We start from the raw sequence: 25,216 nt of genomic DNA on the forward strand, positions 1-25,216 counted from the left end.
GTTCCGAGAAGCACGCCGGCAAAGCCGCCCCACGCCGCACCGACCAGGGCCATGCCGGTCATCCCCGCGGGATCAACGTCTTGAGCTCCAAAAGCGCTGAAGCCGGCCAACAGACCAGCCGTGGCGCCAAGTGCGGCACCAGCAATCGCACCCCACCAGAGAGCGCTCATCTCATCGTCGTAATATCCAGCAACGCTGATCGGTTCATCATTGTCGTTGTAAGATCCGACCACGCTGATTTGCCGGCGACGAATCCCGGCAGCCTGAAGCCTGGCCACAGCACGTGCTGCCTGGGCATGGGAATTGAACAGTCTGCTGATTGTTTGCATTTACGCCCAGGCCCGACGCCCGTTCGGAGCGTCGGGCCTCTCCTCCCTGGCTTGAACTCTTCCGCCCGGACGCATCTTCGTCGCGCCAAAAGCTCACCACAACGTGAGCCAGCCGGCTACGTTCCTCAGCCGGGGCTTCGGTCCAAATCCCAGAGCGTCTCGCTTGGGACCTAAGTCTGACCAGCTTGGGCGTGCTGAGGCCATGCCGAGCGGGGACGGTCGCCGGCTCGAAGAGAGGGTTCAGATGCTATCGCAGACCCAAAAAGCTCAAAATGGCGATTACGATCACGATCGCGCCGACCAGCCAGATAATGTTGTTCATCATTGCACTCCTTCGCCTCCGGGCGGGGCGCACGCCGGGGCGAAGCCCGCCACGCAAGTGGAACATTAGATGCGGCTAAAGGTTCCTCGCGGGCCTCGCTGTCGAAAGAGCCACCGCACCAGTCGGCACGGCGACGCAGAGTTTTACCCCGGTGGTGGCGCAGCAGACGGCGTTGCGCCCAAGGCTCAGCTGATGCTTCTGGACCAGTTATCAACCTGGCGCTCTGCCTCTTCCTTGGCGATGCCATATCGCTCCTGGATACGCCCCAAGAGCTGGTCCCGGTTGCCCTCGATCCGATCAAGATCATCGTCGGTGAGGTCACCCCACTGCTCTTTCGCCTTGCCTTTGAACTGCGTCCATTTTCCCTTGATTTGATCCCAGTTCATGTGTTCCTCCTTGCTTGCGCGCCAGCTCGCGTTGTTGAAAGCCACCTTTCAGGAGAAACCGCTCAGGCGATAGGCTCGGTTGATGCCAACAAAAACTGGGTTGCCAATGCCCTTGCTCCAAGCCCGGAAGCCTACGCAACGCATCGAGGAGATCGGGAGGACAGCCCGGGGGCTTTGGAACTCGCCTTAATCCGGCAACAGGATCTGAAGCTTTACGTCCGCCGGCCGGGCTTCGACTGCGCGGTCGAAGGCGTTGATGGAATCTTCGAAGGGGAAGGTCGCCGAAATGAGTGGCTTTAGGTCGACCCGGCCCGACCCCATCAGCGCGATTGCCCGCTCATATTGGTGGGCATATCGGAATACCGTTTCGATGCGAACTTCCTTGGTCGAGGCGGTGGCGACATCGAATGCGATCGGCGCCACCGGCAGGCCGACGACCACTACCGCGCCACCGGGCCGCGGCAGATCGAGCAGGGTCTCCCATGCCTTGGACGAGCCCGAGCATTCAAACACCACGTCGGCGCCCCAGCCATCGGTCAGGCGCTTTACCTCCGCCGCCAGGTTCCTGTCGCGGACGTTGATCGGGATCACGCCTTGATAGCCGCCGGCGATGTCGAGCTTGGGTTGGGCGAGATCTGCAACAACGGCGCGGGCGCAGCCGCCGGCGAGCGCCGCGATCGCCACCATCGTGCCGATTGGCCCTGCGCCAATCACGACCGCCGTGTCGCCCGGCGCGATCTTTGCTTTGGCAGCCGCCTGCATGCCGACAGCGAAGGGCTCCACCATGGCGCCTTCGGCGAAGCTGACATTGTCGGGCAGTTTGAAAGTGTAGTTGGCGGGGTGGACGACATAGGGCGTCAGCACGCCGTGGATCGGCGGCGTTGCCCAGAACCTGACCGCTGGATCGATGTTGTAGAGGCCGAGCCGGCTCGCCCGCGAATTGAGATCGGGGATACCCGGCTCCATGCAGACGTGGTCGCCGACCTTCAGATGCTCGACGCCTTCCCCCGTTTCGACAACAGTGCCGGCTGCTTCATGGCCCAAGACCATCGGCGCTTCGACCACGAACGGGCCGATGCGGCCATGCGTATAGTAGTGCACGTCGGAGCCGCAGATGCCCACCGTATGGACCTTGATGCGAACTTCGCCCGGGCCGACGGTCTGTGGCAGATCGATGTCACGCAGCTTGAGTTCGTGCTGGCGTTCAAGGACAAGGGCGCGCACGTTCGTCATCGACGTAGTCTCCTCTAAAGCTTATTGTAGGGGCCTTCGTGACCTTACTTGCACTCGGCGCGTTCATCATAGCCGCTCATTCACAGCTTCAAAATCCAGCTCGGAAAACAGGGGTGTTGCCTGATTCCGACTATCCGTACCAACTTCCCGGCCAAAGGACTTTGAAGGCCGGCCATGCCGCTGCCGAATGCCCTCGGCGGAATGAAATAGTCGTTCGCCCCGAGACTCCCCACTCCCCAGCCTCCAAGCCAGAAGACCGGCATCGGCCAGTCATCAACAGGGGTTCAGCAGGTGCGCGACACCCGACGCTACATGCCATGGAACGCTTGCCCGATCCGCTTCTGGTCGATGCGGCCCACCAGGTGAAATGTCCGCTATCGTTTTTTGGGCGCCAGAAGTTTCCGGTTCGCTTCCGGCCCATAATGCTGCCGGGCGGCAATGCGCTCATTAACGTCAATCTCCATTCGAAGCGCTCAGGCCGGAAGCTGCCGTGCGTAAGAGGCCACGTCATTGCCCGCCGCGGATAAGTTTGCAGCCGGACAATATTGGCCAGCCGGGCGATCCCGGCATTTGGCGCTTTCTCGGCGAGTCAATACTGAGCCTGCGCTTACGCGCCATCCTGCTCGACAAGACCAACGGCTGGACCCGATCGAGTGCAGACGGGTTCAGTTGGTGCTGGTTGTGGCGGTGAACCCGCACTGCTTCTGTTCCATATCGATCTGCTTCGTGATGCGGACGGCGTTCTGTGCGTAGGCCTCCGTCACGGAGCCACTATTCACAGTCTTGTCCTTCAGCGGGCTCACGCCTGCGCAGAGGTGGAAAACATGCGGCTCGCTGGACTTCGCGGCTCCGTTTTCGGGCGCGATCCAGTAGACGACATCCTGACCGGCGGGGTGGCTCGCGTCCCGCGTCGCCGCCGCCACGGCGGCGGTGTCCGTTGCAATCGCCTGCGCCTGAGCGGCGACATCGGGCGAACAGGCGGTGGTGGGCTGCCCCGACTTGATCTGGGCTGCGCATGCGTTCATATCCTGGGTGTACTGTTCGACCGACGGGGGTTTGAAACTGATCCCCATGACCGTCGCGAGCACGGCCAGCGCAGCGCCGACGCCGCCGGCAACCTTCTTGGTCCGCGGATCCATGTTTTTGTCGGTGAGGATCAGGAAAACCAGCGGGAGGAAGGCAATCAGCGTGATGATTGCGCCGAGCTGGTTTTGGAAGAAGAACCTGGCCGCGTCGGATGCACGAGCCGGATCGTGCCTGTTGGCCGCCTTCCATAGCAAGTTGCCGGCGATTGCGAAAATCGCGATGCCGACCAGAAGGCCGATGACCAGCGGCAGGTGTCCCTGGTCGAACTTGTTCTGGCGAAGCAGCATAATTCCGTAGATCTCGCCGCCAATGGCGACGACCCACGAGAGTGCGGCGAAAAGGCGAAGACGCGTGGCGGAGGACTTCTGGCCCTGCGTCGCTTGCCAATCCTTGGTAACGTCTGGCTTGTTGTCGGTCATTGACCAGATCCCCTGATATCGACACTTCTGCGGGCGGCGTTAGACCAGAAGGCCAACCCGCCCTGCGCAGCGTCATTGAACGAGCGTCACCTGCCTTAGCGACACGGCAAAAATGTGAGCGTCACGGCAGGCCTCATCTCCATTCATGATTCATATTGCGCATGAGTGAATCCGTCCATACCCACGCAGGCAGACGCCTATGCGGCGATGGCTTCGTTCTTGTTAATCTCTGGCTAATCTCTGGCTCGAACTTGACGCTGCCTTCCCTCGCTTCCCGGCGGCGGTCGCCCCATTCCCGACACGAGCCGAAGCGAAGTGACGAACCATTGAACGAGACAGTTCTAACGAGACAAATATTGCGGCAAGATCGACGCGGATAGCGGCCGTGGTGTTGGCTTGCAGAGCGCTGGTCGCGATTCAGTCGCCGCATGGACACCAAGCTTGGCCCCGACCATCTGCATTGATAATAATGCAGATTTGCATTATCTTATCGCGATGAACAGGAAATGTTTAACATGACAACGTTGACAGTGACGACGAGGGGGCAGGTGACGTTCCGGAAGGACGTGCTGCAACATCTGGGCATCAAGCCGGGCGAGAAGATCGAGCTTGATCTGCTGCCCGACGGTCGGGCGGAATTGAGGGCTGCACGGGCGAAGGGGTCGTTCCGGGACCTCCACGGCTTCCTCAGAGGCAAGACGAACGGCCGGGTGCTCAGCATCGAGGAGATCAATGAGGCGATAGCGGAAGCGGGCGCTGCGGCCGGGTCCGGCAAGGAATGAGGGTTACGGCCGACACGAATGTGGTGCTGCGCGCCTACGTCGCCGATGATGAGGGGCAGGCAGCCATTGCCGTCGACCTGCTGGCCAAAGCGGACATCGTGGCCGTGAGCTTGCAGGCCTTGTGCGAGTTCGCCTGGGTTCTGGCCCGGCAGTACCAGACAGAGCCCGAAAATATTGCCGCGGCGATCCGGGCGTTGCTGAACACCGCGAATGTTGTCGTCAACCGGCCAGCAGTTGAGGCAGGGCTGTCAGTCCTCGATGCCGGCGGCGATTTCGCGGACGGCGTGATCGCTTTTGACGGCGGCTGGCTTGGCGGCGAGACATTCGTCTCGTTTGACCGGAAGGCCGTCAAACTGCTCTCGGCGCGGGGACAATCCGTACAGCTTCTTTTCTAGCACTCGCCTTAACGGCGCTTAGCCTAAGACTTCGACTGCAGACACAGCTTGCGGACTTGCGACAATCTCGCATCGGGTCACAGTTGGACCAAAGGCAACAGGCGAAAAGATGAACAAGATTAACAATTTGATCCACCGAAGAGCTGACGATCGCCGGAAGACCGCGCAAGCCTGTGTATCGCGTATTCTCCGGAACGCCAAAGCCCGCGGCGTCGATATCTCTGTTGTCGAAGCCCTCGCGAAAAACCGTTTCCGCGTCCATTCGGACGTAGATCTGCTGGTGCACGGACGCACTGATCCCGCGCGCCGGGCCATGGTAGAGCGCTTGGTGGCAGACCAGCTTCGGGGAACGAACATTCCTTATGACCTGATCTTTGCCTCAGACGTTTCGTCCGAACGAGTGCAGGAATTGCTTAATGACGGCGTTTAAGCATCCGGCATTCGCGAAACTGTCGCCAAAAATCGACCGCGCTGCGAAGGAACTCCAGCAAATCGAGGAATATATGGCGGCTCATCGAAGTGAGCTGTCACGCGGCGAATGGGGCGCCGTCGCAGCAGTTTCGCTGGAAGTCCACAGTGTCTACAACGGCATCGAGGACATCCTGCTCAGCCTCTCCAATAACATAGACGGCCTCGTTCCCCAAGGACCTACGATGCACCAGGACGTGCTCGATCAGATGTCGGCGGAAATTGCAGGCATACGGCCGGCTGTGCTCGACCCCTAGCTTTATCGGTCCTTGAGTGAGTTAAAGGGATTCCGTGACCTGGTGAGGCATCGGTACGGTTTTGACCTGAAAACAGACAAGGTGCAGGAAAGCCTCGAAAGGGTAAAAGAGGCATTTCCGTCTTTCGTCGAAGCCATTGTTTACTTGGAAAGCACCCTTACTGAGGAAAGCACGCACGACAGTGATGGCGGCGGCGACGGCTCAGGCGGCGGGGCATCTGGTGGTTCCTGAACCAATGGCTCAGTCGTGCGCGCCTGAAGAGGTTCTGCGGGCGTTGACCTCTGAGAACTGTCGGCTGGTGGCGCTGATCCATCGGTATCGACCGCAAAGCATCACGGAACTGTGCAGGTTGGCGGCGCGTCCGCAGCCGAACGTATCCCGCTCCTTGGCGGCCCTTGAGCGGGCGGGAATTGTCTCAATGGCGGGCTCCAGGCCGAAGAGACCCGAACTCGCCGTGCAACGAGTCACGATCGACCTCGCTGAGCTTCACAATGGCCGATGCGAGGTCGACGATTCGTGGAGACAAATCGCCGCACCATCATCTTTGCTGCGCGATGGGTGACAGGGGCAAAAGTCGATCAGTGGGTTGCGAAACCGCCGCTGACCAGGTTTGGCAAGTACTGGACGTGAAGCCGCATTTGCGCAGGGCTCGGCTTCCCGGAAGCATCGCCGATGCCTGCGCAGTGACTGCGTCGTTGTTATAGCCGGCATCGCCAACAATCGCCCAGCCTGGCCCATATGGCTTGCTGGCAACGCTGCGCCAGCGAGTGGCCTCTCGCGCCTTGCTGCGCCAAGACGGTCGGCGAAGGCAGGCCATCCCGGCTCCGATCAAGAGCCCCGCGCGCCAGCTGGCCCACCAAGGTTGCCGCGATCACCCTTGATGTCGTAGAGCCTACGGTCGGCGGTTAAAATTGGTGGAGAAGAATATATGCCAGAGCACCTGAAACTCGTCTCGACTGCCAAGTCGCATGGCGGCGCTCAGCATGTTTACTCTCATCTTTCGACGAGCTGCTCGTGCGAAATGACGTTTGCCATTTTCGTGCCTCCGCAGGCACGGGAAAGCCGTTGCCCCGTGGTCTGGTACCTCTCCGGGCTCACCTGCACCCATGCGAATGTGATGGAAAAAGGCGAATACAGACGTATTGCCGCCGAACTTGGCTTGATCGTCGTCTGCCCCGACACCAGCCCGCGCGGTGTCGACATTCCGGATGAAAAGGACAATTGGCAGTTCGGCAGCGGCGCCGGTTTCTACCTCGACGCGACGCAAGAGCCGTATGCCAAGAACTATCGCATGTATTCGTATATCGTCGAGGAGCTGCCAGCCGTGATCGGGCGCGAATTTCCCGCCGATATGGCGCGCCAGTCGATCTTCGGCCATTCGATGGGCGGGCATGGCGCGCTGACGATCGCACTGAACAATCCCGGGCGTTTCAGAAGTTGCTCGGCCTTTGCGCCGATCGTGCAGCCAAGCACAGCCGGTTGGTCGAAGCCGGCTTTCGAAAAATATCTCGGCCTGGATGAGGCCTCGTGGCGGCGCTACGATGCCACTTCGCTCATCGAGGATGGATACCGTTTCCCGGAATTCCTGGTCGATCAGGGAACGTCAGACGGTTTCCTCCAGGAGGGCCTCAGGCCTTGGCTGCTCGAAGAAGCCTGCTCCAAGGCAGGCATTCCGTTGAAATTGCGGATGCAGGACGAATACGATCACTCCTATTTTTTCATTTCGACATTCATGCATGACCATATGACGTGGCATGCCGAACGGCTTTCACGAGGGTAGGCCGTAGGAATTGGTCGGCAGTCAGGCGGGCTCGGTGACGACGCCGATGCGCCGGTAGACGAATGGTTCGTCCTTCGAAGGAACCGTCGCAGCGCGCTGGGCCTCGTCGATCAGCATTGCCATGCGCGCATGGATCGGCGATTTCGCGCAAGCCGGGTCCGTCGCGGCGGCATCGCCGGCGATCGCCATCGCCTGGCAGCGACACCCGCCCCAGTCGATCTCGCGCCGCTCACAGTTGCGGCAGGGCTCCTGCATCCAGTCCGTGCCTCGAAAGGCATTAAATGCCGGGGAATCGGTCCAGATCGCGGCCAGGCTGCGTGTTCCAAAACGCTCGAAACTGAGCGACGGGATGGTCTGGGCGGCATGGCATGGCAGTACGGTGCCGTCTGGCGTCACCATGAAGGCGTCGCGCGCCCAGCCGCCCATGCACGGCTTGGGATAGATGGCGAAATAATCCGGCGTGACGAAATCTATGTTCATGATGCCGGTGAGCCGTTCGCGCGCCGCCGCGACGATCTCCGCCTGGCGGTCGACGGCCGCACGCTCGGGCATCAGTTGATCGCGATTGGTCAGCGCCCAGCCGGCGTACTGCACGTTGGCGATCTCGAGACGCTCCGCACCCAGCGAAAGGGCCAGATCGATGAATTCCGGTACCTCCTCGATATTGTGGCGATGGATCGGCGCGTTGATGGTAAGCGGCAAGCCGGCCGCGCGAGCGCGGCGTGCCGTTTCCAGCTTCTTTTCGTGGCTGCCCCTGTGATTGCCGATGCGCTCGGTGGTCGCCGGCCGTGCGCCTTGAAAGCTCAGTTGCAGATGGTCGAGCCCGGCTTCGGCAAATGCCTCGATGCGGCCATCCGCAATGCCGACGCCGGCGGTGATCAGGTTGGTGTAGACGCCCCGCGCCGAAAGCCCGGCGATCAATTGCTCGAGATCGCGACGCAGCGTCGGTTCACCGCCGGACAGATGCACCTGGAGAACGCCAAGGTCGGCTGCCTGCGAGAACAGGTCGAGCCAGCTCTGCGTGTCGAGTTCGCGATTGGCCTTCAGCAATTCGAGCGGATTGGAACAATAGGGGCATTGCAGCGGGCAGCGATGCGTCAGTTCCGCCAGCATGCCGATCGGGGGGAGAGGGGGCTCGCTCATAGCTTCACCAGCAGCTTGTCCGACCATTCCTGCAGGAAGGCGACGACATCGGCCGCCACAGCCTCCTGTTCGGCATCATAATCTGCGGCAAGGCCGGCAATGATGTCGCCGACCGTGGACCGCCCATCGCAGCGGCGCAATATGTCGAGGCTGATGTCGTTTGGCCAGAACACCTTTTCGGGCGACAGCACGGCGAACGCCTGGCGCACGGGGTCATGCTGTATGCGCACGTGCTTCGGCAGCGATGGAACCGACTGCAGCGACACCATGGCTCTTTCGCGCAGTGCCATCATTGGGCTGCCTCCGGACGGAAGGCGCCGGGCGGGATATTGCCCGGCTCGCCATAGGCGTGTTGAAGCGCGTCGAGCATGGCCCAGAGTATATCGCATTTGAACACCAGTGCATCGATCGCCTGCTGCTGGCGTTCCGCCGCGTCGGCATGTTCGAGCACATAGGCGAGGGCGAAGTCGGCGTCGCGCGAGGCCTGTTCGGGCCGTCGGGTGAAATAGGCCAGCGTGTCCTCGGTGATATAATCGTATTTGGCCAGCATCGCGGGTACCCGCTCGCCGATGATGACCGGCGAGAACATCTCGGTCAGCGACGACGCGACCGCCTCCAGCAGGGTCCGGTTCGTGCAAAAGGAGAGGTAAGCGCCAACCGCAAAACGTGTCGCCGGCAGGGCCAGCCTCTCGCTCTTCACCGCGTGGGCATCGAGACCGAGCGAGGTCGCCAGGTGCAACCAGCGCGCAATACCGCCGCTCCAGCCGTCTTCGCCGTCATGATCCTCGATGCGTTTGCGCCAGGCGGCGCGAAACGCCGGATCCTCGGCATGCGCGAGGATCATGGCGTCCTTGCGCGGAATGACCGCCTGATAGCAATAGCGGTTCAGCGCCCAGGCCTGCATCTCGGTCCTCGACAGCGCACCGCTGGTCATCCTGTGATGGAAAGGATGGCGGTTGTGATAGCGCTCGGCACCGACCTGCCGCAGCACTGCTTCGAGCTCACTTGAGGACAGGCCGTTGCTGGCCGCGTCGTGGAAATCACTCAAAGTTCTATCTCCATCCCGTCGCAGGCCACTTCCCAGCCAGCCGCTTCGACGGCTGCATGCTCGGCAGAATTCTCGTCCAGAACAGGATTGGTGTTGTTGATGTGGACGAAGACACGGCGGCCGATCCTTACATCGGCCAAGCCGGCGATCGACCCGGCGTCTCCCGACATTGCCAGATGCCCCATGCGTGCACCGGTCTTTTGGCCGACGCCGGCAGCAATCATCTCGTCGTCGGTGAAGACCGTGCCGTCGAACAGAAGGCATGCGGCATCGGCTAGACGCGTGCGAAGGGTCGCATCGATGCGGGCGCAGCCGGGGATGTAGAAGCCGGAGCCGCGACTGCCGGCACCGGCGATACGGACGCCAATCGTGTCGCCGGCATCGGAGCTGAAATTGGCATCCGGCTGGCCTCTTTCTTCGAGATAGAGGGCTATCTTCCCGGGCACGGGAAAACTCTCGACAGCCACCCCGGTGTCGTGGCCGTCTGCGTCGCAGATCGACAGCTCTTGCGCCGGCGGCAAGATGCGTCGCGGCACGAGCGCCGGATCGAGGACATTGAAAATCGAATTCGCCTTCAGCGTCGCCAGAACCTGTGTCGTTGCATAGATAGCGAAAGGCTGCCGCTCACGCAGGCTGAGCAGGCCGGCGACATGATCGACATCGGCATTGGTCAGCACCACCGCGCGAATAGGCGTCGAGCGCAGCGGCGCATCGTGCGCGGGCTGCAATTCAGGCGTTGCCGCGATCTGCTGGCGAATGTCGGGCGAGGCGTTGAACAGAACCCACCCGAGGCCATCCGCCGACGCGGCGACACTCGATTGGGTTCGTGAATGCACACCAGCTACCCCGGTGCGAGCCGCACGGCTCAGACGATAATTGCAGTTCCATTGCGGAAAGCCGCCGCCGGCCGCCGATCCGATGATTCTCAAGCGCATGAAAACGCCCGCCCCGCGGCTTCTCTGACCAGCAGCCAATTTGCAGCCGCAAAAAACGGCCCGCCCGCTTTGCGCGCCTCAAACTCTTTCACGAAAATCCCATACGGCAAGGGGATGCGTGCCCCTGTTGCCAGGGACACGCACCTCTGCGGCCTACTTCTTGGGAGTAATTTCAGCAGGCAGATAGCGCGAAATTTCAAAGCCCGCAGCAACCTGGCACATGGTCGGTTTTGTCCAGCTCTTCTTCATAACATTTCTCCTCTTCTACCAGCCCGAAGGGGCCGATCTGGTGGTTAGCCAACCATTGCAGGGCACCGAAGCAATGGCTCGTCCATCACGTTCTCAAAATGGACAAATGAACGCAAGGTTTTGAAAGCCCGAAAAACAAAAAAGTATCGAAAGTAGCTGTAGTCTTCTCTTCAATTGTTCATCGCGTAGGTGTTTCCTCCTCCTGACCCATCCCAACTATTGCGTAATCGGATTGTCGTGCTCGTCGATCAGCGGCACATTGTAACCCAGCAGGAGCTTGGTGATCTCCGCCTGGTTTTCCCTGATCACCCGGTTTAGCGTCCGTTTCCATTCCTGGTCGGACGGACGTACACCCATGGTAATGCGGTAGGACATGCGCGAGCCGGTTTTTTCCTTCAACAGCGGAACAATGGTGACATCGGCTCCGAGTTCCCTGGCATAGTAACCTGCCATCGGCCCCCACAGGACCGCCGCGTCAATCTTGCCGGCGAGCATGTCCTTGATCATGACCTCCCCCATGGAAGGGGTGACGCGCGTATCCACCGCCAGCGGGTAGATCTTGGCGGTCCGCAGAAGCTTGTTGGCGGCCATGTTGGCGGTTGGCGGCGTGCTTTCGACGACGCCGATTCTCTTGCCGGAAAGTTTCGGGTCTTCGATCGTCTCGATGCCTTCCATGCCGTTGCCTTTGGGGTATACGAGCACATAGGCGGAGCGGTAGTAGGCGTTGGTGTTCTGCACCAGTTCATCGCCTTGGGCGTAGCCCATGATGATGTCGCATCGATTGGCCCCCAGCGTATTGCGCACAAATCCGGTGACAGTGGGAAACCACGTGTAAGCGACTGATTTTCGCCCCGTCTTCTTGGCAACCAGTTCAGCCAGCTTGTTTTCGAAGCCTTGGCCGTTCTTGTCGGTAAACGGCATGTTCGAGGGATCTGCGCAGACGCGCAGAATGTCGGGATCGACCAGTTCGCCCGCAGCGCCAAGCCCGGCATTTTGTGCCAGAACATTCGGCGGCAGCAAGGCGAGCGCGCCGAGGATCGGCAGAACGACGCGCAGCTTCGATGCAGTGCAGCCGGTCATATCATCCACCCATGCAGGATGCTTCGGCATCCTTGGCTGCCTGAGCCTTGTTTTCGTGCTTGGGCGGCCTGCCGCGGGGTGCCGCGCCATCGGCGCGCGCGCGCAGATAGACGTAGAGATCGTCCAGGTAACAATAGACGTTCTTGTTGTCGCCAAAGGCGGGCATGACGTTTTCCTTGCCGCCGCCGACATTCTTGCGGCCCTCGGCGACGATCGACAGGAACGTGGCATAATCCATGTTCTTCAGGCTATTAGCCAAGGCAGGCGCATAGCTCGAACCTGTGGCGTCCTGTCCGTGACAGACATGGCAATCTGAATGATACCGGCGGTACCCGCTGAAGGTGTACCAATCGACGGTTCCGTTTTCGATCTTGTAGGTCGGATTTCCGTCCGCATCTAAATATTTGCCTCCTTCTTGCTTCACCGCCTTGGCTTTCTCCATGCTGTCTTCGGCCCGTACCAGACTTGAGCTGGCCAGAGGCAGCAGGACCAGGGCGAGAGCGGAAACTGCAATGCGAACGATCATTCAGGCTCTTCCTTCGTTTGCCAGAAATCCTGGCTGCCGTCGTGCAGCGGCATTGATCGGAGTTGGGTGCGCGGCGCAATCGAGAGCCCGGTTCCCGGCTTCGGGATGACCCGGGCTCTCGTTTTCGAACCTAGCCGTAAGGCTCTTCCCGGTTATCAGTCCGGGAGGCCGAAGACGGTGAGCTGGCCGCCCAGCGTCGTATAGTCGGCAAGTGCCGCATAACCGCCGACGGCACCCAGACCGGCGGTTCCAACGACCGCGGCCTGATCGCCCTGCGCACGGCCTTGATCAACGGCGCCATGCCAGGCGGCGGCGTTGTCGGGCGAAAGCAGCCCACCTGCCAGACCGATACCGGCCCATCCACCGACGCCGGACAGAACGGCGACGTACTGCTTGCCGTCATGCTCGTAGGTCGTGATGTTGCCGATGATGCCGGACGGGGTCTTGAACTTGTAGAGTTCCTTGCCGTCCTTATCGACCGCCTTGATGTAGCCTTCGAGGGTACCGTAGAAGACGACGTCGCCATCTGTCGCCAATGCGCCCGACCACACCGAGAACTGCTCGGGCTTCGACCAGACGATCTCACCCTTGGCTGCGTCCCAGGCAATGAAGTTGCCCATGTTACCGTCACCGCCGGGCGCCGCATACATCGACACGGTGGCGCCCACATAGGGCTGACCGGCGGTGTAGCTCACTTTGTAAGGCTCATAGTCCATGCAGACATGGTTGGTCGGCACGTAGAACAACCCGGTCTTCGGCGAGTAGGCGGCCGGCTGCTGGTCCTTGGTTCCAAGCGCGGCCGGGCAGATACCGGTCGAGTTGTTGTCTTCGCCGTTCTGCTGGGTCGAATACTTGGCCACGACCTGCGGGCGGCCATACTGGTCGCTCTTGGGATCCATGTTGACTTCCGTCGCCCAGTTCACTGCCGGATCGTATTTTTTGGCGACGAGAAGTTCGCCGGTGGCGCGATCCATTGTGTAGGCAAAGCCGTTGCGGTCGAAATGCACCAGCACGTCGTGCTTGGCGCCGTTGACCTCCATGCCATCGACGAGAATCATCTCGTTGATGCCGTCATAGTCCCACTCATCATGCGGGGTCATTTGGTAGAGCCATTTGGCAACACCGGTATCCGCATCGCGAGCCATGATTGTCATGGACCAGCGATTGTCGCCTGGGCGCTGGACCGGGTTCCACGTCGAGGGATTGCCGGTGCCGTAATAGACCAGGTTCAGCTTGGGATCATAGGAATACCATCCCCATGTCGTGCCGCCGCCCGTCTTCCACTGTTCGCCTTCCCAGGTGTTCGTGCCGGAATCCTTTCCGACAGGCTTGCCGAGATGGGTGGTCTTCTCGGGATCGAGAAGGGTGTCTGCGTCAGGACCTTCCGAATAGGCTTTCCAGGCGAGCTTGCCGTCTTTCAGATTGTAGGCGGCCAGCCAGCCGCGAACACCGAATTCAGCACCGGAGACGCCCACGAGCACCTTGTCCTTGATGACTACGGGTGCCGACGTGCCGGATTCGCCCTTTCCGCCGTCGGTCTGGTCTCCGTTCTTGACAGACCAGACGACCTTGCCAGTCTTGGCATCGAGCGCGACGACGGTGGTGTCGGCCTGGTTGAGAATGATCTTGCCGTCGCCATAGGCAACACCGCGATTGACCGTGTCGCAGCACATGATCGGAATGACGTTCGTGTCCTGCTTGGGCTCGTATTTCCACAGGATCTTGCCGTCATTCTTGAGGTCCAGAGCATAGACGTTGTTTGGGAAAGGCGTGTGGACATACATCACGTCGCCGATGACCAGCGGCCCGCCTTCGTGACCGCGCAGCACGCCGGTGGAAAAGCTCCATTTGACCTGCAGGTTCTTCACATTGTCGGCAGTGATCTGGTTGAGTTTGGAATAGCGGGTGTTGGCGTAGTCACCCGTCTGCATCGCCCAGTTCTTCGCATCCGATGCGAGCTTTGCAAGGTCTTCATTGGCCGAAGCCGTATAGGCAGCGCCGAGCGATAAAAACGCCGCGGTCGTCAGAATGTAAGTAGTTTTCGCAAGTACACGCATCCAAAATCCTCCCGGGTTCGCAGTGAAGAATCGACCGTCAAGCCCCACAAGGGCTTGCCCAAGCAATTCATGTTGGGAAGTTATTTTCCGGCAGCTGTCACGACCTACCCCGAAGCAGAGGGCACCGTTACCGCCCGCCCCCCTTGGTCTTCGAAAGACTGCCGCCGCTCCCTGATGACGGTGGCGCTCTTGAAGCCGGAAACAGGAAAAAGCTATGTCATCGTAAAAGGCCAGGCAAGCAAAAACCTACAATGGGTCGCTGCGCTGCAATATCGATATGGTGCGATGCAATATTTAGAAACAATTAAAATAAGCGCCGCGTGAAGAACTAATAAGAGGATGACCGCCAGCCGCGATATATATAGCAAACATATTGTTCGCGTATTCTCGAGGTGATACACATTTGACTTTATTTCGATATATTCTGCGGGGCACTTACGAGTAAGTATGCGGGCGTCTCGCTCGTTGCCGATAGTGAGCGAAGCATGAAATGAACGTATGAAGGAGGGTGCGCAGCGGGTCATGAAGCGGGCTCTTGTCGGTCGATAGGGCATTCCTCCTTTGGTCCTATACGCAGGCCATGGGAGCTTGACTGGCTTTGCGGCACGTCGCCAATTGGAGCGATGACCCCGTCTGGATGCATGGTGTCCAGGCCAACTGGAGGTTCCTCATGATAAGGTCTGTTGGATCTCTCACCTTGCCGGTGGCCTTTGCGGCGACGCTGGCTTTTGCCAACTTGGCCAACGCCGCGGGAGACTACCCGACGGCAACGATTGCCGACTACGTGCTCGGCTGCATGCAAACAAATGGCCAGACACGTCAGGCGCTTGAAAGCTGTTCCTGCTCGATCGATGTTATCGCCTCGATCCTTCCTTACGATCACTATGAGAGGGCGGAGACCTTCAAAAGCATGTCGCTGACGACAGGGGAGGCGGCAGGGTTGTTTCGCGAAAGCGCGCCAGCGAAGGCGGCGCGCACGGAACTGAAACGCGCGCAGGCCGAAGCCGACGTACGTTGCTTTTAGTCAGGCGGAACAGGCACGCGTGGCCGTGCGCCTCACAGTCCCGCCGTTTCTATGGCCATTGGCTGCGAAATACCTTGCAATCCGCGTTCGAGCCGTAAGGCGATCAGGCCACACCCGGAAATTTTTGCTGGAATGACCGCAAAAGGTCGCTCATCACCTGTGGATTGCGATGTTGTCGCGGCACTCTTACGTCGAACATGCCGAGCACGTGGGCTGGGCGCTGCGCAAGCACGATGATGCGGTCCGACAGCATCAGTGCCTCGCGCAGATTGTGCGTGACCATCAAGGCGGTCGTAGGTCGCGCTGACCAGACGGTCAAAAGCAATTGCCGAAGCCGCTCGGCGGTCTGTTCGTCGAGGGAGGCAAAGGGTTCGTCCAGGAAAAGCACCGCCGGTTCGGTGGCGAAAGCCCTGGCCAGGGCTGCCCTGCGCGCAAGGCCGAGCGAAAGCTCCGCCGGATAGAGCGAGCGCATGCCGGCGAGACCGAGAGTGTCAAACAGCTCGTCGAGACTCTTCGCTCTTAGGCTTTTCGGCAGCGCCAGCCTGACATTCTGCTCCACCGTCCGCCATGGCAGCAAAGTAGGCTCCTGGAACACGGCGGCGATGCGGTTCGAGCCGCCTTGCGGCAGTTGGAAAGAGCCGGAAAAGTCTTTGTCCAGTCCAAGCAGGATGCGCAACGTCGTGGTCTTGCCGCAGCCCGACGGCCCAAGCAGGCAAGCGAATTCGCCCTGCCGGACCTCGAAGGACAGACCCTGGAGCGCCGTGATCGAGACGCCTTGCGCGGACCTGAAGGTCTTTTGGCCGATATCGACCCTAAGCGGGACGGCGGCGCCAACGGGTTGCATGTCGTTCAATGGGCTGCACCAGGAGAAGTTCGATGACAAGCATCACCGCCACGAAAGCCAGCGTGTAGGCGAGAATGGCGGCGACGTCGAAGAGCTGGAAATAGAGATAGATCTGGAAACCGACGCCATTGGAGCGGCCGAGCAGTTCGACCACCAGGACGATCTTCCAGATGAGGGCGATGCCGGACCGCGAGGCCGCGGCAAAATAGGGCTGCAGTTGCGGCAGCAGGACATGGCGGATGCGCTCGAGTGGGGCGAAGCGGTAGACGGCGGCCATTTCGGCATAACGCGGATCAAACGCCCTGGCGCCTTCGCGCATCGTCACCACGACATTCGGGATCTTGTTCACGGCAACTGCGCCAATCGCCGCCGCCTCGTTGAGGCCGAACCAGATATAGGCGAGCACGATGACCACCAGCGCGGGAATGTTGAGAAACAGGACCACCCATGGACTGAAGAACCGGTCCACACCGCGGTGGCTCCCGAGGATGACGCCGATGACCGAGCCGATAATCATTGCGACGACGTACGCCGCAGCAACCCGTCCGAGTGTCGCGCCAAGGTGATAAAAAAGGTCGCCGCTCGCCGCTTCCCTGAGCAGCACCTGCCAGACCTGCCCTGGTGAGGGCAAAGCGCGGCTTTGCCACAGATTGGCCGCGAGGCTCCACAGCAGGCAAAGTCCCAGCAGGGAAACCGTTACCGTCAGCGCTGGCGTCAGCGCCGTCGGAAAGCCGGATCGACGCGACTTGTCTTCCGTTGCGGTCATTTCGCGAGTTCCGGCCAGAACGTGCCGGGCGCCATCTCGGGCGCCCTGCCAACCAGCTTCTCGCCGCCTATCGCGGCCAGCACGTGATAGAGTTTGCCCGCATCGACCGCTTCTTCGGCGACCGGCCGTCTGGGGATGCCCTGGCGATAGCGGTCGCGCAGTTTTTCCAGCTCCTTGCCTTCTGCGCGAATGAGCGGCGCCAGGCGCAGCCATTCATCATCGGATTTGGCCAGCAAGTCCTTGGCCTGCTTGGATGCCTTGACGAAGCCCCGGGCGGCATCCGGATTGTCGCTCGCCCATTGGTCGTGGAAGACGTAGCCGAGCGCCGACACGGGGCCCGAGGCACCAAGCGCTTTCGTCGCGTCATCCGCACCGATCAACCGGCGAAAGCCATTGGCCTCGAGCCGGGCGCAGAAATGCCAGAAATTGAGCACGGCATCGAGTTCGCCTTGCATCGCCTTTTCAGAAATCAGCGGCGGCGCGCCAAAGACGACGTCACAGGCTGTCGGCAGGTCGAGGCCGTGCTCGCGTCTGGCCAGCGCCTGGACCAGTAGCCAGCTCTTGTCGAGCGGGCCGCCGGCGACACCGATTTTCTTTCGCTTGAGGTCGGCGAGCGTCCGGATCGGCGATTCCTGCTTCACCATGATTGCCCCCACGGCGGTCGAATAAGGGGCCAATGTAAGATCGCCGCCCTCGGAGCGCTGGCGCGAGACCCACAGCCAGTCGGTCACGATCATGTCGATCGCGCCGGCCAGCAGCGCGACGTTGGTCGCATCCTCCCCGGCGAAGTAGACAATCTCCAGATCGATCCTGTTGGCCTCGTCGAGCTTGTGGCGTTTCAGCGTATCGAGTTCCCAGCTCACGGTGCCGAACTTCAGGACACCAATTCGGACCTTAGCGGCCGCAAAGACGGCAACCGGCCTTGAGGCGAGGATGGCCGCCAGAGCCGCCAAGCGCAGCGTCGTACGCCGCGAAATCATCATGGCGTCTCCTCTTTCAGGGCCGTCGACGAACCAGGAATGTCGATCAAATCGCTCGTTCCTTGCTCGGAACGGCACATTTCCAGCGCACGACCTTGAGACTCGGATGTTCCTGAGACCATTTTGCGATCTCGGCGGGCGCCAGGAACATGCATTGGAACAGAGAGCCGCGGCTCTCGAAATAGAGATGTTCATCTCGGCAATTGCCCGGATTGGCGCTAAGGCACACCGTTAATATGAGATCGACCATGTCCATTTGGCACTTATCGTCGCCTGCGCGGCGAACTCTCCAGAGTTCGTGCTTTGGAGTTGCGCGGATTCCTGAAGGTGCCCAAACAGCAAACCGGTTGGAGTGAGGCTACGCGTTCGGCCAATAGGCGTCAATGATGTGGACCGCGTGTCGCCACACACTTCCCGTCGCGCAGTCGGGAAACGAAACAGGACCTTTGTACGATTGACTTCCCTCATCGGCAGTCTAGCTTTTCGAGGTGTGCAGGTCCTGCCAGTCCGGGGAGGAAGGACGAATGGTTCGCTCTCCCGCTTTAAAACGAATGCCGGCGATCAAGGCATCGACACGCGTAAAGTGTCCCGGGCACTCACACCATCAATGAGGAAATGCCATGCGCGCAGTCGCTTTTTTCGCCGCCGTGTCCGTCGCCACCTTTGTCACTACCCAGTCTCAGGCACAGGATGCCGCGGCGGGTGAGAAGGTCTTCGCCAAATGCAAGGTCTGCCACGTCGCAGACAAGGACCAGAACAAGGTCGGCCCGTCCTTGAACGGCGTCATCGGCCGAACGGCCGGGACGCATCCGGGGTTCAGCTATTCCAAGGCCATGACCGAGGCCGGCAAGTCCGGCGTCAAATGGGACGAAGCCACGCTGACGACCTACCTTCGCGATCCCAGGGCGATGGTCAAAGGAACCAAGATGGCGTTTGTCGGTCTCAAGAAAGACGAGGACATCGCCAACGTCATTGCTTATCTGAAACAATTCTCAAAATAACACGGTACCGCCGGCCGTCGGACTGCGCTCGGCCGGCGTTGGCTGGGCTGCGCTTGGGGTCATGCAGCGTCTTGCAGCCTCTGCATCGCGGACGGCAGATCGAACAGGCTGTCGCAAACGAGGTCGGCGCCAAGCTCTTCAACGGGAATTTGGCTGTATCCGCCACGCAGCAGAATGACGGCCATGCCGGCGGCGCGGGCGGCGGCCACGTCGGCGCTGCTGTCTCCGACCATCAGCGTGTCACGAGGTTCGACCTGAAGCAGGTCGAGCGCCAGCAACAGCGCGTCTGGCGCCGGTTTCAAGTATGTCACCGCGTCTCCGCCGACGATCGCGCCGAGATATTCCGTCAGCCGAAAATGCAGCAGGATTTCGCGCGCCGCCAGCTGCGGCTTGTTGGTCACCACGGCCATGGCTATTCCGCTCAAATGCAAGTGCGTGAGAACCTCCCTGACGCCAGGCATCAGCCTCGTGCGGCCGGTCAGATGCCTGCGATAGATCGGCGCCATGACGCGGTTGGCCTCATCGAGCGCGCTGCCGAGGAGCGGCGTGCCGGAAGCCGCGAAGGCGCGTTCGACCAGTTTCCTGATGCCGCCGCCGATCATGGCCTTGACCTGATCCAGCCGCAGCGGCGGCAGATCGTGGCCGGCCAGCAATTCGTTGACGGCGGCCGCTATATCAGGTGCCGAATCGACCAGTGTGCCGTCGAGGTCGAACAGGATCGCCTTGGGCGAGCGAAACGGCCTGCCTGCGCCGACGTTCATGCAGCATCCTTCCACTTGATCGAACAGCCGATCGAAGCGATCTGGTCAAGCGGTCCGTCGCCGGTTCGGGCAACCTGCTTCATCGCCTCGAACAGGTCGCGCCTCAGCCTGGGCGATTCGGCGTCGCGTCGCGACGCGTCCAGCCGGCCGCGGTATTGCAGCGTCAACTCGCTGTTGAGCCCGAAGAAATCCGGGGTGCAAACGGCTCCGTAGGCACGCGCCACCGTCTGGTGCTCGTCGTGGAGATAGGGGAAAGTGCCGTTCGTCCTGGCAAAGAGCTTCATGTTGTCGAAGGAATCATCTGGATAGGCGTCGCTGTCGTTGGAGTTGATCGCGACAAAGCCGATGCCTTCGGCCTTGAGGTCATTGGCGTCGCGCACCATGCGTGAAATCACCGCCTTCACATAGGGGCAGTGGTTGCAGATGAAGGCCACCACCAGCCCGTTCGGGCCGGCGTGGCTTAAGATCGAATGCGACGTGCCGTCGACGCCTGGCAAAACGGCGTCGATGGCTCGCCAGCCGAAATCGCAGACAGGTGGGATTGCCGCCAAGTTTTCCTCCGATGAAATGTTTGCCCTCCGATGAAACGGTTTACGCCGCTTTCCGGATCGCCCCGTCGGCCGCCTGCCTGATGGCGCCGATATTGGCGCGATAGGCCGCCTCGGTGCCGCCCTTAAAGATGGCCGAGCCGGCGACCAGCACATTGGCGCCGGCCGCGGTGACCAGCGGAGCGGTTTCGGGCGTGACGCCGCCGTCGATCTCTATGTCGATCGGACGATGGCCGACCAGCGCCTTGACCCGCCTGACCTTGTCGACGACCGCCGCAATGAAGGCCTGGCCGCCGAAGCCCGGATTGACCGTCATCAGAAGCACCAGATCGAGCCGGTCAAGTACATATTCGATGACGCTTTCCGGCGTTGACGGGTTCAGCGACACGCCGGCCTTCTTGCCGAGATTTCTGATTGCCTGCAGCGAACGGTCGAGATGCGGTCCGGCCTCGGCATGCACCGTAATGATGTCGCAGCCGGCATCGGCGAAGGCGCCGAGATAGGCGTCGGCCGGCGCGATCATCAGGTGGCAGTCGAAGACCTTGTCCGTTCGATTACGGATCGCCTTGACCACCGGCGGACCGAAGGTGATGTTGGGCACGAAATGGCCATCCATCACGTCGAGATGGATCCAGTCGGCACCCGCCCGGACGACCGCTTCGACCTCGTCGCCGAGCCGCGAGAAGTCCGCGGAAAGCACCGAGGGCGCGATGATTGTCTTGCTATCCATGGTCGTCGGCTCCCATTCTGTCGTCCGTTTCCGGTCGCTGCACACCAACCGCCGTCATCTTGTCAGCGCGCCTTCGTCTCCGGTTCGCCTTCGAGCTTACCTTCCGCGAACACGCGGCTGCCGCGAATATCGGATTCCTCGATGGTGATAAGATCGATTTTCGTCAACGCCCGGTCGCGCGATGCGAAAAGCCGGCCGGCCTGGCGAAGCCGCGCCCGGTCGAGGCTATTGCGAACGGAGCGGGCGTTGGAGAAATGCGGCAGCCGCATGCGGATCGGGAGATACTCTTCGAGCGCCTTGGCCGCCGCTTCGCTGAGGCGGTAATTCTGTTCCGCCAGCATGATCTCGGCGATTGATTTGAGTTCGCTGACGCCGTAGTCCGGAAAATCGAGGTGATGGGCGATGCGCGAGCGCATGCCGGGATTGCTGTCGAAGAAGCAGTCCATCTTGTCCTTGTAGCCGGCAAGAATCACAACCAGATCGTCACGGTTGTTTTCCATGCATTGCAGCAGGATTTCGATCGATTCCTGGCCGTAGTCGCGTTCGTTCTCGGGCTTGTAGAGATAGTAGGCCTCGTCGATGAAAAGCACCCCGCCCATGGCGCGCTTGATCACTTCGCGGGTTTTGGGCGCGGTGTGGCCCACATACTGGCCGACGAGATCGTCGCGCGTCACCGCGACCATGTGGCCTTCGCGGACATAGCCGAGACGATGCAGGATTTCGGCCATTCTGAGCGCCACGGTGGTCTTTCCGGTACCGGGATTTCCCGTAAAGTTCATGTGCAGCGTCGGCGCGCCAGAGATCAGCCCGAACTTGCGGCGAAGCCGGTCGACTAGGAGCAGCGCCGCGATCTCGCGGATGCGGGTCTTGATGGGCTTCAGGCCGACGAGTTCGCGGTCGAGCTTGTCCATCACCTCGTCGATGTTGGAGGCCTCGAACTCGGCCTGTAGATCAACCGATTCGCCCTGCGCGGCAGCGCTCTTAGCTATCGCGTCCAGCATGGTTCGCCTAGCTCCGTTCGCCTTCGGGCCTGTCGGTCGCATAAGGCACGATCGAATAGCCCTGACTGCGGCCGTCACGCTCTTGGCGCAGCAGCCGGAACCCGGGTTCATTGGGTGGCCGGTTGACGATGAATGACATGCGCGGTGCTTCCCAGCCCTTGGTCGAATCGAAGGCGGTGACCCGGACATACATGTTGGGCATAGCTTTCCGGCAATTGTCGACTTCAAGCAGGATGCCCGCCGGGTCCCTCAGGTCGAACATCGGGTTGCCGTACATTTCCCAATAGGTGTTTCGCGGATGTGGATCGTCCGTGTACTCGACGCTGACCGCCCAGTGGTTTTTCAGTGCGTATTTGATCTGCGCCGAAATCTGCTCATCGGTTAGCTCGGGCAGGAACGAAAACTGTCCCTGCGTGACCTTGTTTCCGGGATTGGTCATCATGGCGACGGTTCCTTTCGTCTAGAAGCTCGGCGTTGCGGTTGGCACGAAGTCGGCCGTGTCGGTCGATTCGTAGTTGAAGGTGACGTCCTTCCACGTCTCCAGGGCCGCCTTGAGCGGCGTGCACCATCTGGCCGCCTGTTCGAGGATTTTGGTTCCTTCGCGCAGATAGTCGCGGCCCTCGTTGCGGGCGAGGATCATCGCCTCCAACGCGACGCGATTGGCCGTCGCGCCGGCCTGGATGCCGTCCGGATGGCCGATCGTGCCGCCGCCGAACTGCAGGATGACGTCCTCGCCGAGATAATGGATCAACTGGTGCATCTGGCCGGCATGGATGCCGCCGGAGGCGACGGGCATCACCTTGTTGAGCGAGGCCCAGTCCTGATCGAAGAACAGCCCGGTTTCGAGGTTCTGCGGCGTGCGCTCCTCGCGCAGCGTGTCATAAAACCCCTTGATCATAAGCGGGTCGCCTTCCAGCTTGCCGACCACCGTGCCGGCATGGATGTGATCGACGCCGGCCATCCGCATCCATTTGCAGATGACGCGAAAATTCATGCCGTGGTTCTTCTGGCGCGAATAGGTCGAGTTGCCGGCCCGGTGGAGGTGCAGGATCATGTCGTTGCGGCGTGCCCACTTGGCCATCGACTGGATCGCCGTGTAGCCAATGACGAGGTCGATCATGACGATGCAGGAGCCAAGCTGTTTTGCAAATTCGGCGCGCTCGTACATGTCCTCCATCGTGCCGGCGGTGACGTTGAGATAATGGCCCTTGACTTCGCCGGTGGCGGCCGACGCCTTGTTCACAGCCTCCATGCAGTAGAGAAAGCGGTCGCGCCAATGCATGAAGGGCTGTGAGTTGATGTTCTCGTCATCCTTGACGAAGTCGAGGCCACCTTTCAGCGCCTCGTAGACCACGCGGCCGTAGTTGCGGCCGGACAGGCCAAGCTTGGGCTTCGTCGTCGCGCCGAGCAGCGGCCGGCCGAACTTGTCGAGCCGCTCGCGTTCCACCACGATGCCGGTCGCCGGGCCCTGGAAGGTCTTGAGGTAAGCCACCGGGATGCGCATGTCCTCGAGCCGCAGGGCCTTGACGGCCTTGAAGCCGAACACGTTGCCGATGATCGACGCAGTCAGGTTGGCGATGGAGCCGGGCTCGAACAGGTCGAGGTCGTAGGCGATATAGGCGAAGTACTGTTGCTCGATCCTGGTGCCTGGACCTGTGTTCGGCACCGGCTCGGATTTGAATGCCTTGGCGCGGTAGAGCTCGCAGGCGGTCAGCCTGTCGGTCCACACCACGGTCCATGTCGCAGTAGAGGATTCACCGGCGATGGCGGCGGCCGCCTCCTCGTGGTCGACGCCGGGCTGCGGCGTGATCCGAAACATGGCGATCAGGTCGGTCTCCTTGGGCCGGTAGTCCGGCTCCCAGTAGCCCATCTTCTTGTAGGGGATGACGCCCGACCTGTAGCGTTCCTTGCCTTCCTTGAGCGTGCCTGCTGAGGGCATGTCGATCTTGTTCATGGCAGGTCTCCTGTTTGCCGCTCAGGCGGCTTTCGCGGTTGCGATTTGGGGGTCGAGCTTTCCTGCGGCGTAACGTTTCGCCATCTCATCCATGGCGATCACCCTGATCTTCGACGCGTGGCCTGCGGTGCCAAAGCGTTCGAAGCGATCGCGGCAAAGGTCGCGCAGGGCGTCCATGGCGGGTTTCAGGAATTTACGCGGATCGAATTCGCGCGGGTCCTCCGTCGCAACGCGGCGGAACTGCCCGGCCATGGCCATTCGGCAATCGGTGTCGATGTTGACCTTGCGCACGCCGTAGCGGATGCCGCGCTCGATTTCCTCGACCGGGACGCCAAAGGTCTGCGGCATCTCGCCGCCATAGTTGTTGATGATGTCCTGCAGTTCCTGCGGCACGGAGGAAGACCCGTGCATGACCAGATGCGTGTTGGGCAGCTTTTCGTGAATCGCCTCGATCACCTGCATGGCCAGGATGCCGCCGTCAGGCTTGCGGCTGAATTTATAGGCGCCGTGCGAGGTACCGCAGGCGATCGCCAGCGCGTCGACCCGGGTGGCGGTCACGAAGTCGACCGCCTGATCGGGATCGGTCAAAAGCTGGTCATGGGAAAGCGCACCTTCGGCGCCGTGCCCGTCCTCGGCCTCGCCCTGGCCGGTCTCCAGTGAGCCGAGCACGCCGAGCTCGCCTTCGACCGAAGCGCCGACCCAATGCGCCATGCGTGCGACACGTTCGGTGATGGCGACGTTGTAATCGAAGCTCGCCGGTGTCTTGGCATCCGCCATCAGCGATCCGTCCATCATCACCGAGGTGAAGCCGTGGCGGATCGCCGACAGGCAGGTGGCTTCGTTGTTGCCGTGATCCTGATGGATGCAGAGCGGAATGGCCGGATGGATTTCGGTCAACGCCTCCATCATTTTGGCCAGCATGATGTCATTGGCATAGGAACGGGCGCCGCGTGAGGCCTGGATGATAACCGGGGCATCGCAGGCCCTGGCGGCCTCCATGATGGCGAGGCCCTGTTCCATGTTGTTGATGTTGAAAGCCGGCACCCCGTAGCCGTGCTCGGCGGCATGGTCGAGAAGCTGGCGAAGGGTGATGCGGGCCATTGTCGGTTTCT

31 protein-coding genes and 1 pseudogene are annotated in these 25,216 nt (G+C 61.0%); 9 read left to right on the forward strand and 23 right to left on the reverse strand.

Annotation, left to right across the window (positions count from 1 at the left end):
* From NKH90_RS20565 to NKH90_RS20580, 4 genes are all read right to left on the reverse strand, one after another.
* Positions 1-329 (reverse strand): general stress protein (locus NKH90_RS20565; protein WP_352820632.1); only part of this gene is annotated, 329 nt, incomplete at its 3' end.
* A gap of 507 nt (positions 330-836) precedes the next feature.
* The gene (locus tag NKH90_RS20570) at positions 837-1,037 is read right to left on the reverse strand and encodes a CsbD family protein (protein ID WP_023719429.1); all 201 of its coding nucleotides are present in this window, start codon (positions 1,035-1,037) and stop codon (positions 837-839) included.
* A 186-nt stretch (positions 1,038-1,223) separates the two neighbouring features.
* Positions 1,224-2,270: an NAD(P)-dependent alcohol dehydrogenase gene (locus tag NKH90_RS20575; protein ID WP_352820634.1), complete on the reverse strand. Its 1,047-nt coding sequence runs from the start codon at positions 2,268-2,270 to the stop codon at positions 1,224-1,226.
* Between the two features lie 665 nt (positions 2,271-2,935).
* Positions 2,936-3,775 carry a succinate dehydrogenase/fumarate reductase transmembrane subunit gene (locus NKH90_RS20580; protein WP_352686130.1) on the reverse strand — a complete coding sequence of 280 codons (840 nt, stop codon included), beginning with the start codon at positions 3,773-3,775 and terminating at the stop codon, positions 2,936-2,938.
* A 515-nt stretch (positions 3,776-4,290) separates the two neighbouring features.
* Here NKH90_RS20580 and NKH90_RS20585 point away from each other — a divergent pair.
* The 6 genes and pseudogenes from NKH90_RS20585 (at position 4,291) to fghA (ending at position 7,457) form a co-directional block, all read left to right on the forward strand.
* A complete protein-coding gene (locus NKH90_RS20585) occupies positions 4,291-4,557 on the forward strand; it encodes an AbrB/MazE/SpoVT family DNA-binding domain-containing protein (RefSeq protein WP_352474931.1) in 267 nt (88 codons plus the stop codon).
* Positions 4,554-4,952, forward strand: a complete 399-nt coding sequence (locus NKH90_RS20590; protein WP_352820637.1) for a type II toxin-antitoxin system VapC family toxin — start codon at positions 4,554-4,556, stop codon at positions 4,950-4,952. Before NKH90_RS20585 ends, NKH90_RS20590 begins: the two co-directional genes overlap by 4 nt.
* A 109-nt stretch (positions 4,953-5,061) precedes the next feature.
* On the forward strand, positions 5,062-5,382 hold the full coding sequence (locus tag NKH90_RS20595) for a nucleotidyltransferase domain-containing protein (RefSeq protein ID WP_352820639.1): 321 nt from the start codon (positions 5,062-5,064) through the stop codon (positions 5,380-5,382).
* Positions 5,383-5,455: 73 nt separating this feature from the next.
* Positions 5,456-5,908: pseudogene (locus NKH90_RS20600) on the forward strand (ribonuclease toxin HepT-like protein).
* A 4-nt stretch (positions 5,909-5,912) separates the two neighbouring features.
* Complete coding sequence (locus NKH90_RS20605; RefSeq protein ID WP_352820641.1) at positions 5,913-6,239, forward strand: HVO_A0114 family putative DNA-binding protein; 327 nt, start codon at positions 5,913-5,915, stop codon at positions 6,237-6,239.
* A gap of 366 nt (positions 6,240-6,605) precedes the next feature.
* A complete protein-coding gene (gene fghA, locus NKH90_RS20610) occupies positions 6,606-7,457 on the forward strand; it encodes an S-formylglutathione hydrolase (protein ID WP_352820643.1) in 852 nt (283 codons plus the stop codon).
* A 21-nt stretch (positions 7,458-7,478) separates the two neighbouring features.
* Here the strand turns inward: fghA and pqqE are convergent, their stop codons facing one another.
* The 8 genes from pqqE to NKH90_RS20650 form a co-directional block, all read right to left on the reverse strand.
* The gene (gene pqqE / locus NKH90_RS20615; protein WP_352779662.1) at positions 7,479-8,600 is read right to left on the reverse strand and encodes a pyrroloquinoline quinone biosynthesis protein PqqE; all 1,122 of its coding nucleotides are present in this window, start codon (positions 8,598-8,600) and stop codon (positions 7,479-7,481) included.
* Complete coding sequence (gene pqqD, locus NKH90_RS20620) at positions 8,597-8,893, reverse strand: pyrroloquinoline quinone biosynthesis peptide chaperone PqqD (protein ID WP_352503273.1); 297 nt, start codon at positions 8,891-8,893, stop codon at positions 8,597-8,599. The genes pqqE and pqqD overlap by 4 nt, the downstream gene beginning before the upstream one ends.
* Positions 8,890-9,648, reverse strand: a complete 759-nt coding sequence (gene pqqC / locus NKH90_RS20625; protein WP_352820644.1) for a pyrroloquinoline-quinone synthase PqqC — start codon at positions 9,646-9,648, stop codon at positions 8,890-8,892. The genes pqqD and pqqC overlap by 4 nt, the downstream gene beginning before the upstream one ends.
* Complete coding sequence (pqqB, locus tag NKH90_RS20630) at positions 9,645-10,583, reverse strand: pyrroloquinoline quinone biosynthesis protein PqqB (protein WP_352820645.1); 939 nt, start codon at positions 10,581-10,583, stop codon at positions 9,645-9,647. Before pqqB ends, pqqC begins: the two co-directional genes overlap by 4 nt.
* Positions 10,584-10,736: 153 nt before the next feature.
* On the reverse strand, positions 10,737-10,832 hold the full coding sequence (locus tag NKH90_RS20635) for a pyrroloquinoline quinone precursor peptide PqqA (RefSeq protein ID WP_101918690.1): 96 nt from the start codon (positions 10,830-10,832) through the stop codon (positions 10,737-10,739).
* A gap of 216 nt (positions 10,833-11,048) precedes the next feature.
* Positions 11,049-11,912 (reverse strand): substrate-binding domain-containing protein, encoded by an 864-nt coding sequence (locus NKH90_RS20640; RefSeq protein WP_352820646.1) that lies wholly within the window; start codon positions 11,910-11,912, stop codon positions 11,049-11,051.
* A 1-nt stretch (position 11,913) separates the two neighbouring features.
* Positions 11,914-12,438: a c-type cytochrome, methanol metabolism-related gene (locus tag NKH90_RS20645; RefSeq protein WP_023678824.1), complete on the reverse strand. Its 525-nt coding sequence runs from the start codon at positions 12,436-12,438 to the stop codon at positions 11,914-11,916.
* Between the two features lie 155 nt (positions 12,439-12,593).
* The gene (locus NKH90_RS20650) at positions 12,594-14,495 is read right to left on the reverse strand and encodes a methanol/ethanol family PQQ-dependent dehydrogenase (protein ID WP_352617352.1); all 1,902 of its coding nucleotides are present in this window, start codon (positions 14,493-14,495) and stop codon (positions 12,594-12,596) included.
* A gap of 54 nt (positions 14,496-14,549) precedes the next feature.
* On the opposite strand from NKH90_RS20650, the gene NKH90_RS20655 reads away from it, so the two are divergent.
* Positions 14,550-14,819 carry a hypothetical protein gene (locus NKH90_RS20655; protein WP_352474916.1) on the forward strand — a complete coding sequence of 90 codons (270 nt, stop codon included), beginning with the start codon at positions 14,550-14,552 and terminating at the stop codon, positions 14,817-14,819.
* A gap of 346 nt (positions 14,820-15,165) precedes the next feature.
* A complete protein-coding gene (locus NKH90_RS20660) occupies positions 15,166-15,519 on the forward strand; it encodes a hypothetical protein (protein WP_023678826.1) in 354 nt (117 codons plus the stop codon).
* A gap of 103 nt (positions 15,520-15,622) precedes the next feature.
* Here NKH90_RS20660 and NKH90_RS20665 read toward each other — a convergent pair whose 3' ends face one another.
* Genes NKH90_RS20665 through NKH90_RS20680 form a run of 4 tightly spaced genes read right to left on the reverse strand, consistent with a single transcriptional unit; the run spans position 15,623 to position 18,365 of the window.
* On the reverse strand, positions 15,623-16,363 hold the full coding sequence (locus NKH90_RS20665) for an ABC transporter ATP-binding protein (RefSeq protein WP_352820716.1): 741 nt from the start codon (positions 16,361-16,363) through the stop codon (positions 15,623-15,625).
* On the reverse strand, positions 16,332-17,129 hold the full coding sequence (locus tag NKH90_RS20670; protein ID WP_352820647.1) for an ABC transporter permease: 798 nt from the start codon (positions 17,127-17,129) through the stop codon (positions 16,332-16,334). Before NKH90_RS20670 ends, NKH90_RS20665 begins: the two co-directional genes overlap by 32 nt.
* Complete coding sequence (locus NKH90_RS20675) at positions 17,126-18,112, reverse strand: ABC transporter substrate-binding protein (protein WP_352820649.1); 987 nt, start codon at positions 18,110-18,112, stop codon at positions 17,126-17,128. The genes NKH90_RS20670 and NKH90_RS20675 overlap by 4 nt, the downstream gene beginning before the upstream one ends.
* Before the next feature lie 43 nt (positions 18,113-18,155).
* Positions 18,156-18,365, reverse strand: coding sequence for a hypothetical protein (locus tag NKH90_RS20680; protein ID WP_023678830.1), 210 nt, complete (start codon positions 18,363-18,365; stop codon positions 18,156-18,158).
* Between the two features lie 364 nt (positions 18,366-18,729).
* On the opposite strand from NKH90_RS20680, the gene NKH90_RS20685 reads away from it, so the two are divergent.
* Entirely contained in the window at positions 18,730-19,110 is a 381-nt protein-coding gene (locus tag NKH90_RS20685; protein ID WP_352503280.1) for a c-type cytochrome, read from the forward strand.
* Between the two features lie 59 nt (positions 19,111-19,169).
* Here NKH90_RS20685 and gph read toward each other — a convergent pair whose 3' ends face one another.
* From gph to fba, 7 genes are all read right to left on the reverse strand, one after another.
* Complete coding sequence (gene gph / locus NKH90_RS20690; protein WP_352775152.1) at positions 19,170-19,871, reverse strand: phosphoglycolate phosphatase; 702 nt, start codon at positions 19,869-19,871, stop codon at positions 19,170-19,172.
* On the reverse strand, positions 19,868-20,422 hold the full coding sequence (locus NKH90_RS20695) for a thioredoxin family protein (protein WP_352820651.1): 555 nt from the start codon (positions 20,420-20,422) through the stop codon (positions 19,868-19,870). Before NKH90_RS20695 ends, gph begins: the two co-directional genes overlap by 4 nt.
* 40 nt (positions 20,423-20,462) lie before the next feature.
* The gene (gene rpe, locus NKH90_RS20700; RefSeq protein ID WP_352541879.1) at positions 20,463-21,149 is read right to left on the reverse strand and encodes a ribulose-phosphate 3-epimerase; all 687 of its coding nucleotides are present in this window, start codon (positions 21,147-21,149) and stop codon (positions 20,463-20,465) included.
* Positions 21,150-21,211: 62 nt separating this feature from the next.
* Complete coding sequence (gene cbbX, locus NKH90_RS20705; protein WP_352820652.1) at positions 21,212-22,150, reverse strand: CbbX protein; 939 nt, start codon at positions 22,148-22,150, stop codon at positions 21,212-21,214.
* A 7-nt stretch (positions 22,151-22,157) separates the two neighbouring features.
* Positions 22,158-22,592: a ribulose bisphosphate carboxylase small subunit gene (locus NKH90_RS20710; protein ID WP_352474618.1), complete on the reverse strand. Its 435-nt coding sequence runs from the start codon at positions 22,590-22,592 to the stop codon at positions 22,158-22,160.
* 18 nt (positions 22,593-22,610) lie between these two features.
* Positions 22,611-24,104: a ribulose-bisphosphate carboxylase large subunit gene (locus NKH90_RS20715; RefSeq protein WP_084641467.1), complete on the reverse strand. Its 1,494-nt coding sequence runs from the start codon at positions 24,102-24,104 to the stop codon at positions 22,611-22,613.
* 21 nt (positions 24,105-24,125) lie between these two features.
* Positions 24,126-25,205, reverse strand: a complete 1,080-nt coding sequence (gene fba, locus NKH90_RS20720) for a class II fructose-bisphosphate aldolase (RefSeq protein WP_352771211.1) — start codon at positions 25,203-25,205, stop codon at positions 24,126-24,128.
* Positions 25,206-25,216 lie beyond the last annotated feature (11 nt).

Origin of the sequence: Mesorhizobium sp. M0898, assembly GCF_040319695.1 — a bacterium.
GTDB lineage: Bacteria > Pseudomonadota > Alphaproteobacteria > Rhizobiales > Rhizobiaceae > Mesorhizobium.

What these genes read in the sequence shown, in the direction of transcription:
- NKH90_RS20570 (WP_023719429.1), bottom strand. Translation starts at nt 1,037, where the DNA reads ATGAACTGGGATCAAATCAAGGGAAAATGGACGCAGTTCAAAGGCAAG.
- NKH90_RS20575 (WP_352820634.1), bottom strand. Translation starts at nt 2,270, where the DNA reads ATGACGAACGTGCGCGCCCTTGTCCTTGAACGCCAGCACGAACTCAAG.
- NKH90_RS20580 (WP_352686130.1), bottom strand. Translation starts at nt 3,775, where the DNA reads ATGACCGACAACAAGCCAGACGTTACCAAGGATTGGCAAGCGACGCAG.
- NKH90_RS20585 (WP_352474931.1), top strand. Translation starts at nt 4,291, where the DNA reads ATGACAACGTTGACAGTGACGACGAGGGGGCAGGTGACGTTCCGGAAG.
- NKH90_RS20590 (WP_352820637.1), top strand. Translation starts at nt 4,554, where the DNA reads ATGAGGGTTACGGCCGACACGAATGTGGTGCTGCGCGCCTACGTCGCC.
- NKH90_RS20595 (WP_352820639.1), top strand. Translation starts at nt 5,062, where the DNA reads ATGAACAAGATTAACAATTTGATCCACCGAAGAGCTGACGATCGCCGG.
- NKH90_RS20605 (WP_352820641.1), top strand. Translation starts at nt 5,913, where the DNA reads ATGGCTCAGTCGTGCGCGCCTGAAGAGGTTCTGCGGGCGTTGACCTCT.
- fghA (WP_352820643.1), top strand. Translation starts at nt 6,606, where the DNA reads ATGCCAGAGCACCTGAAACTCGTCTCGACTGCCAAGTCGCATGGCGGC.
- pqqE (WP_352779662.1), bottom strand. Translation starts at nt 8,600, where the DNA reads ATGAGCGAGCCCCCTCTCCCCCCGATCGGCATGCTGGCGGAACTGACG.
- pqqD (WP_352503273.1), bottom strand. Translation starts at nt 8,893, where the DNA reads ATGATGGCACTGCGCGAAAGAGCCATGGTGTCGCTGCAGTCGGTTCCA.
- pqqB (WP_352820645.1), bottom strand. Translation starts at nt 10,583, where the DNA reads ATGCGCTTGAGAATCATCGGATCGGCGGCCGGCGGCGGCTTTCCGCAA.
- NKH90_RS20635 (WP_101918690.1), bottom strand. Translation starts at nt 10,832, where the DNA reads ATGAAGAAGAGCTGGACAAAACCGACCATGTGCCAGGTTGCTGCGGGC.
- NKH90_RS20640 (WP_352820646.1), bottom strand. Translation starts at nt 11,912, where the DNA reads ATGACCGGCTGCACTGCATCGAAGCTGCGCGTCGTTCTGCCGATCCTC.
- NKH90_RS20645 (WP_023678824.1), bottom strand. Translation starts at nt 12,438, where the DNA reads ATGATCGTTCGCATTGCAGTTTCCGCTCTCGCCCTGGTCCTGCTGCCT.
- NKH90_RS20650 (WP_352617352.1), bottom strand. Translation starts at nt 14,495, where the DNA reads ATGCGTGTACTTGCGAAAACTACTTACATTCTGACGACCGCGGCGTTT.
- NKH90_RS20660 (WP_023678826.1), top strand. Translation starts at nt 15,166, where the DNA reads ATGATAAGGTCTGTTGGATCTCTCACCTTGCCGGTGGCCTTTGCGGCG.
- NKH90_RS20665 (WP_352820716.1), bottom strand. Translation starts at nt 16,363, where the DNA reads ATGCAACCCGTTGGCGCCGCCGTCCCGCTTAGGGTCGATATCGGCCAA.
- NKH90_RS20670 (WP_352820647.1), bottom strand. Translation starts at nt 17,129, where the DNA reads ATGACCGCAACGGAAGACAAGTCGCGTCGATCCGGCTTTCCGACGGCG.
- NKH90_RS20675 (WP_352820649.1), bottom strand. Translation starts at nt 18,112, where the DNA reads ATGATGATTTCGCGGCGTACGACGCTGCGCTTGGCGGCTCTGGCGGCC.
- NKH90_RS20680 (WP_023678830.1), bottom strand. Translation starts at nt 18,365, where the DNA reads ATGGACATGGTCGATCTCATATTAACGGTGTGCCTTAGCGCCAATCCG.
- NKH90_RS20685 (WP_352503280.1), top strand. Translation starts at nt 18,730, where the DNA reads ATGCGCGCAGTCGCTTTTTTCGCCGCCGTGTCCGTCGCCACCTTTGTC.
- gph (WP_352775152.1), bottom strand. Translation starts at nt 19,871, where the DNA reads ATGAACGTCGGCGCAGGCAGGCCGTTTCGCTCGCCCAAGGCGATCCTG.
- rpe (WP_352541879.1), bottom strand. Translation starts at nt 21,149, where the DNA reads ATGGATAGCAAGACAATCATCGCGCCCTCGGTGCTTTCCGCGGACTTC.
- cbbX (WP_352820652.1), bottom strand. Translation starts at nt 22,150, where the DNA reads ATGCTGGACGCGATAGCTAAGAGCGCTGCCGCGCAGGGCGAATCGGTT.
- NKH90_RS20710 (WP_352474618.1), bottom strand. Translation starts at nt 22,592, where the DNA reads ATGATGACCAATCCCGGAAACAAGGTCACGCAGGGACAGTTTTCGTTC.
- NKH90_RS20715 (WP_084641467.1), bottom strand. Translation starts at nt 24,104, where the DNA reads ATGAACAAGATCGACATGCCCTCAGCAGGCACGCTCAAGGAAGGCAAG.
- fba (WP_352771211.1), bottom strand. Translation starts at nt 25,205, where the DNA reads ATGGCCCGCATCACCCTTCGCCAGCTTCTCGACCATGCCGCCGAGCAC.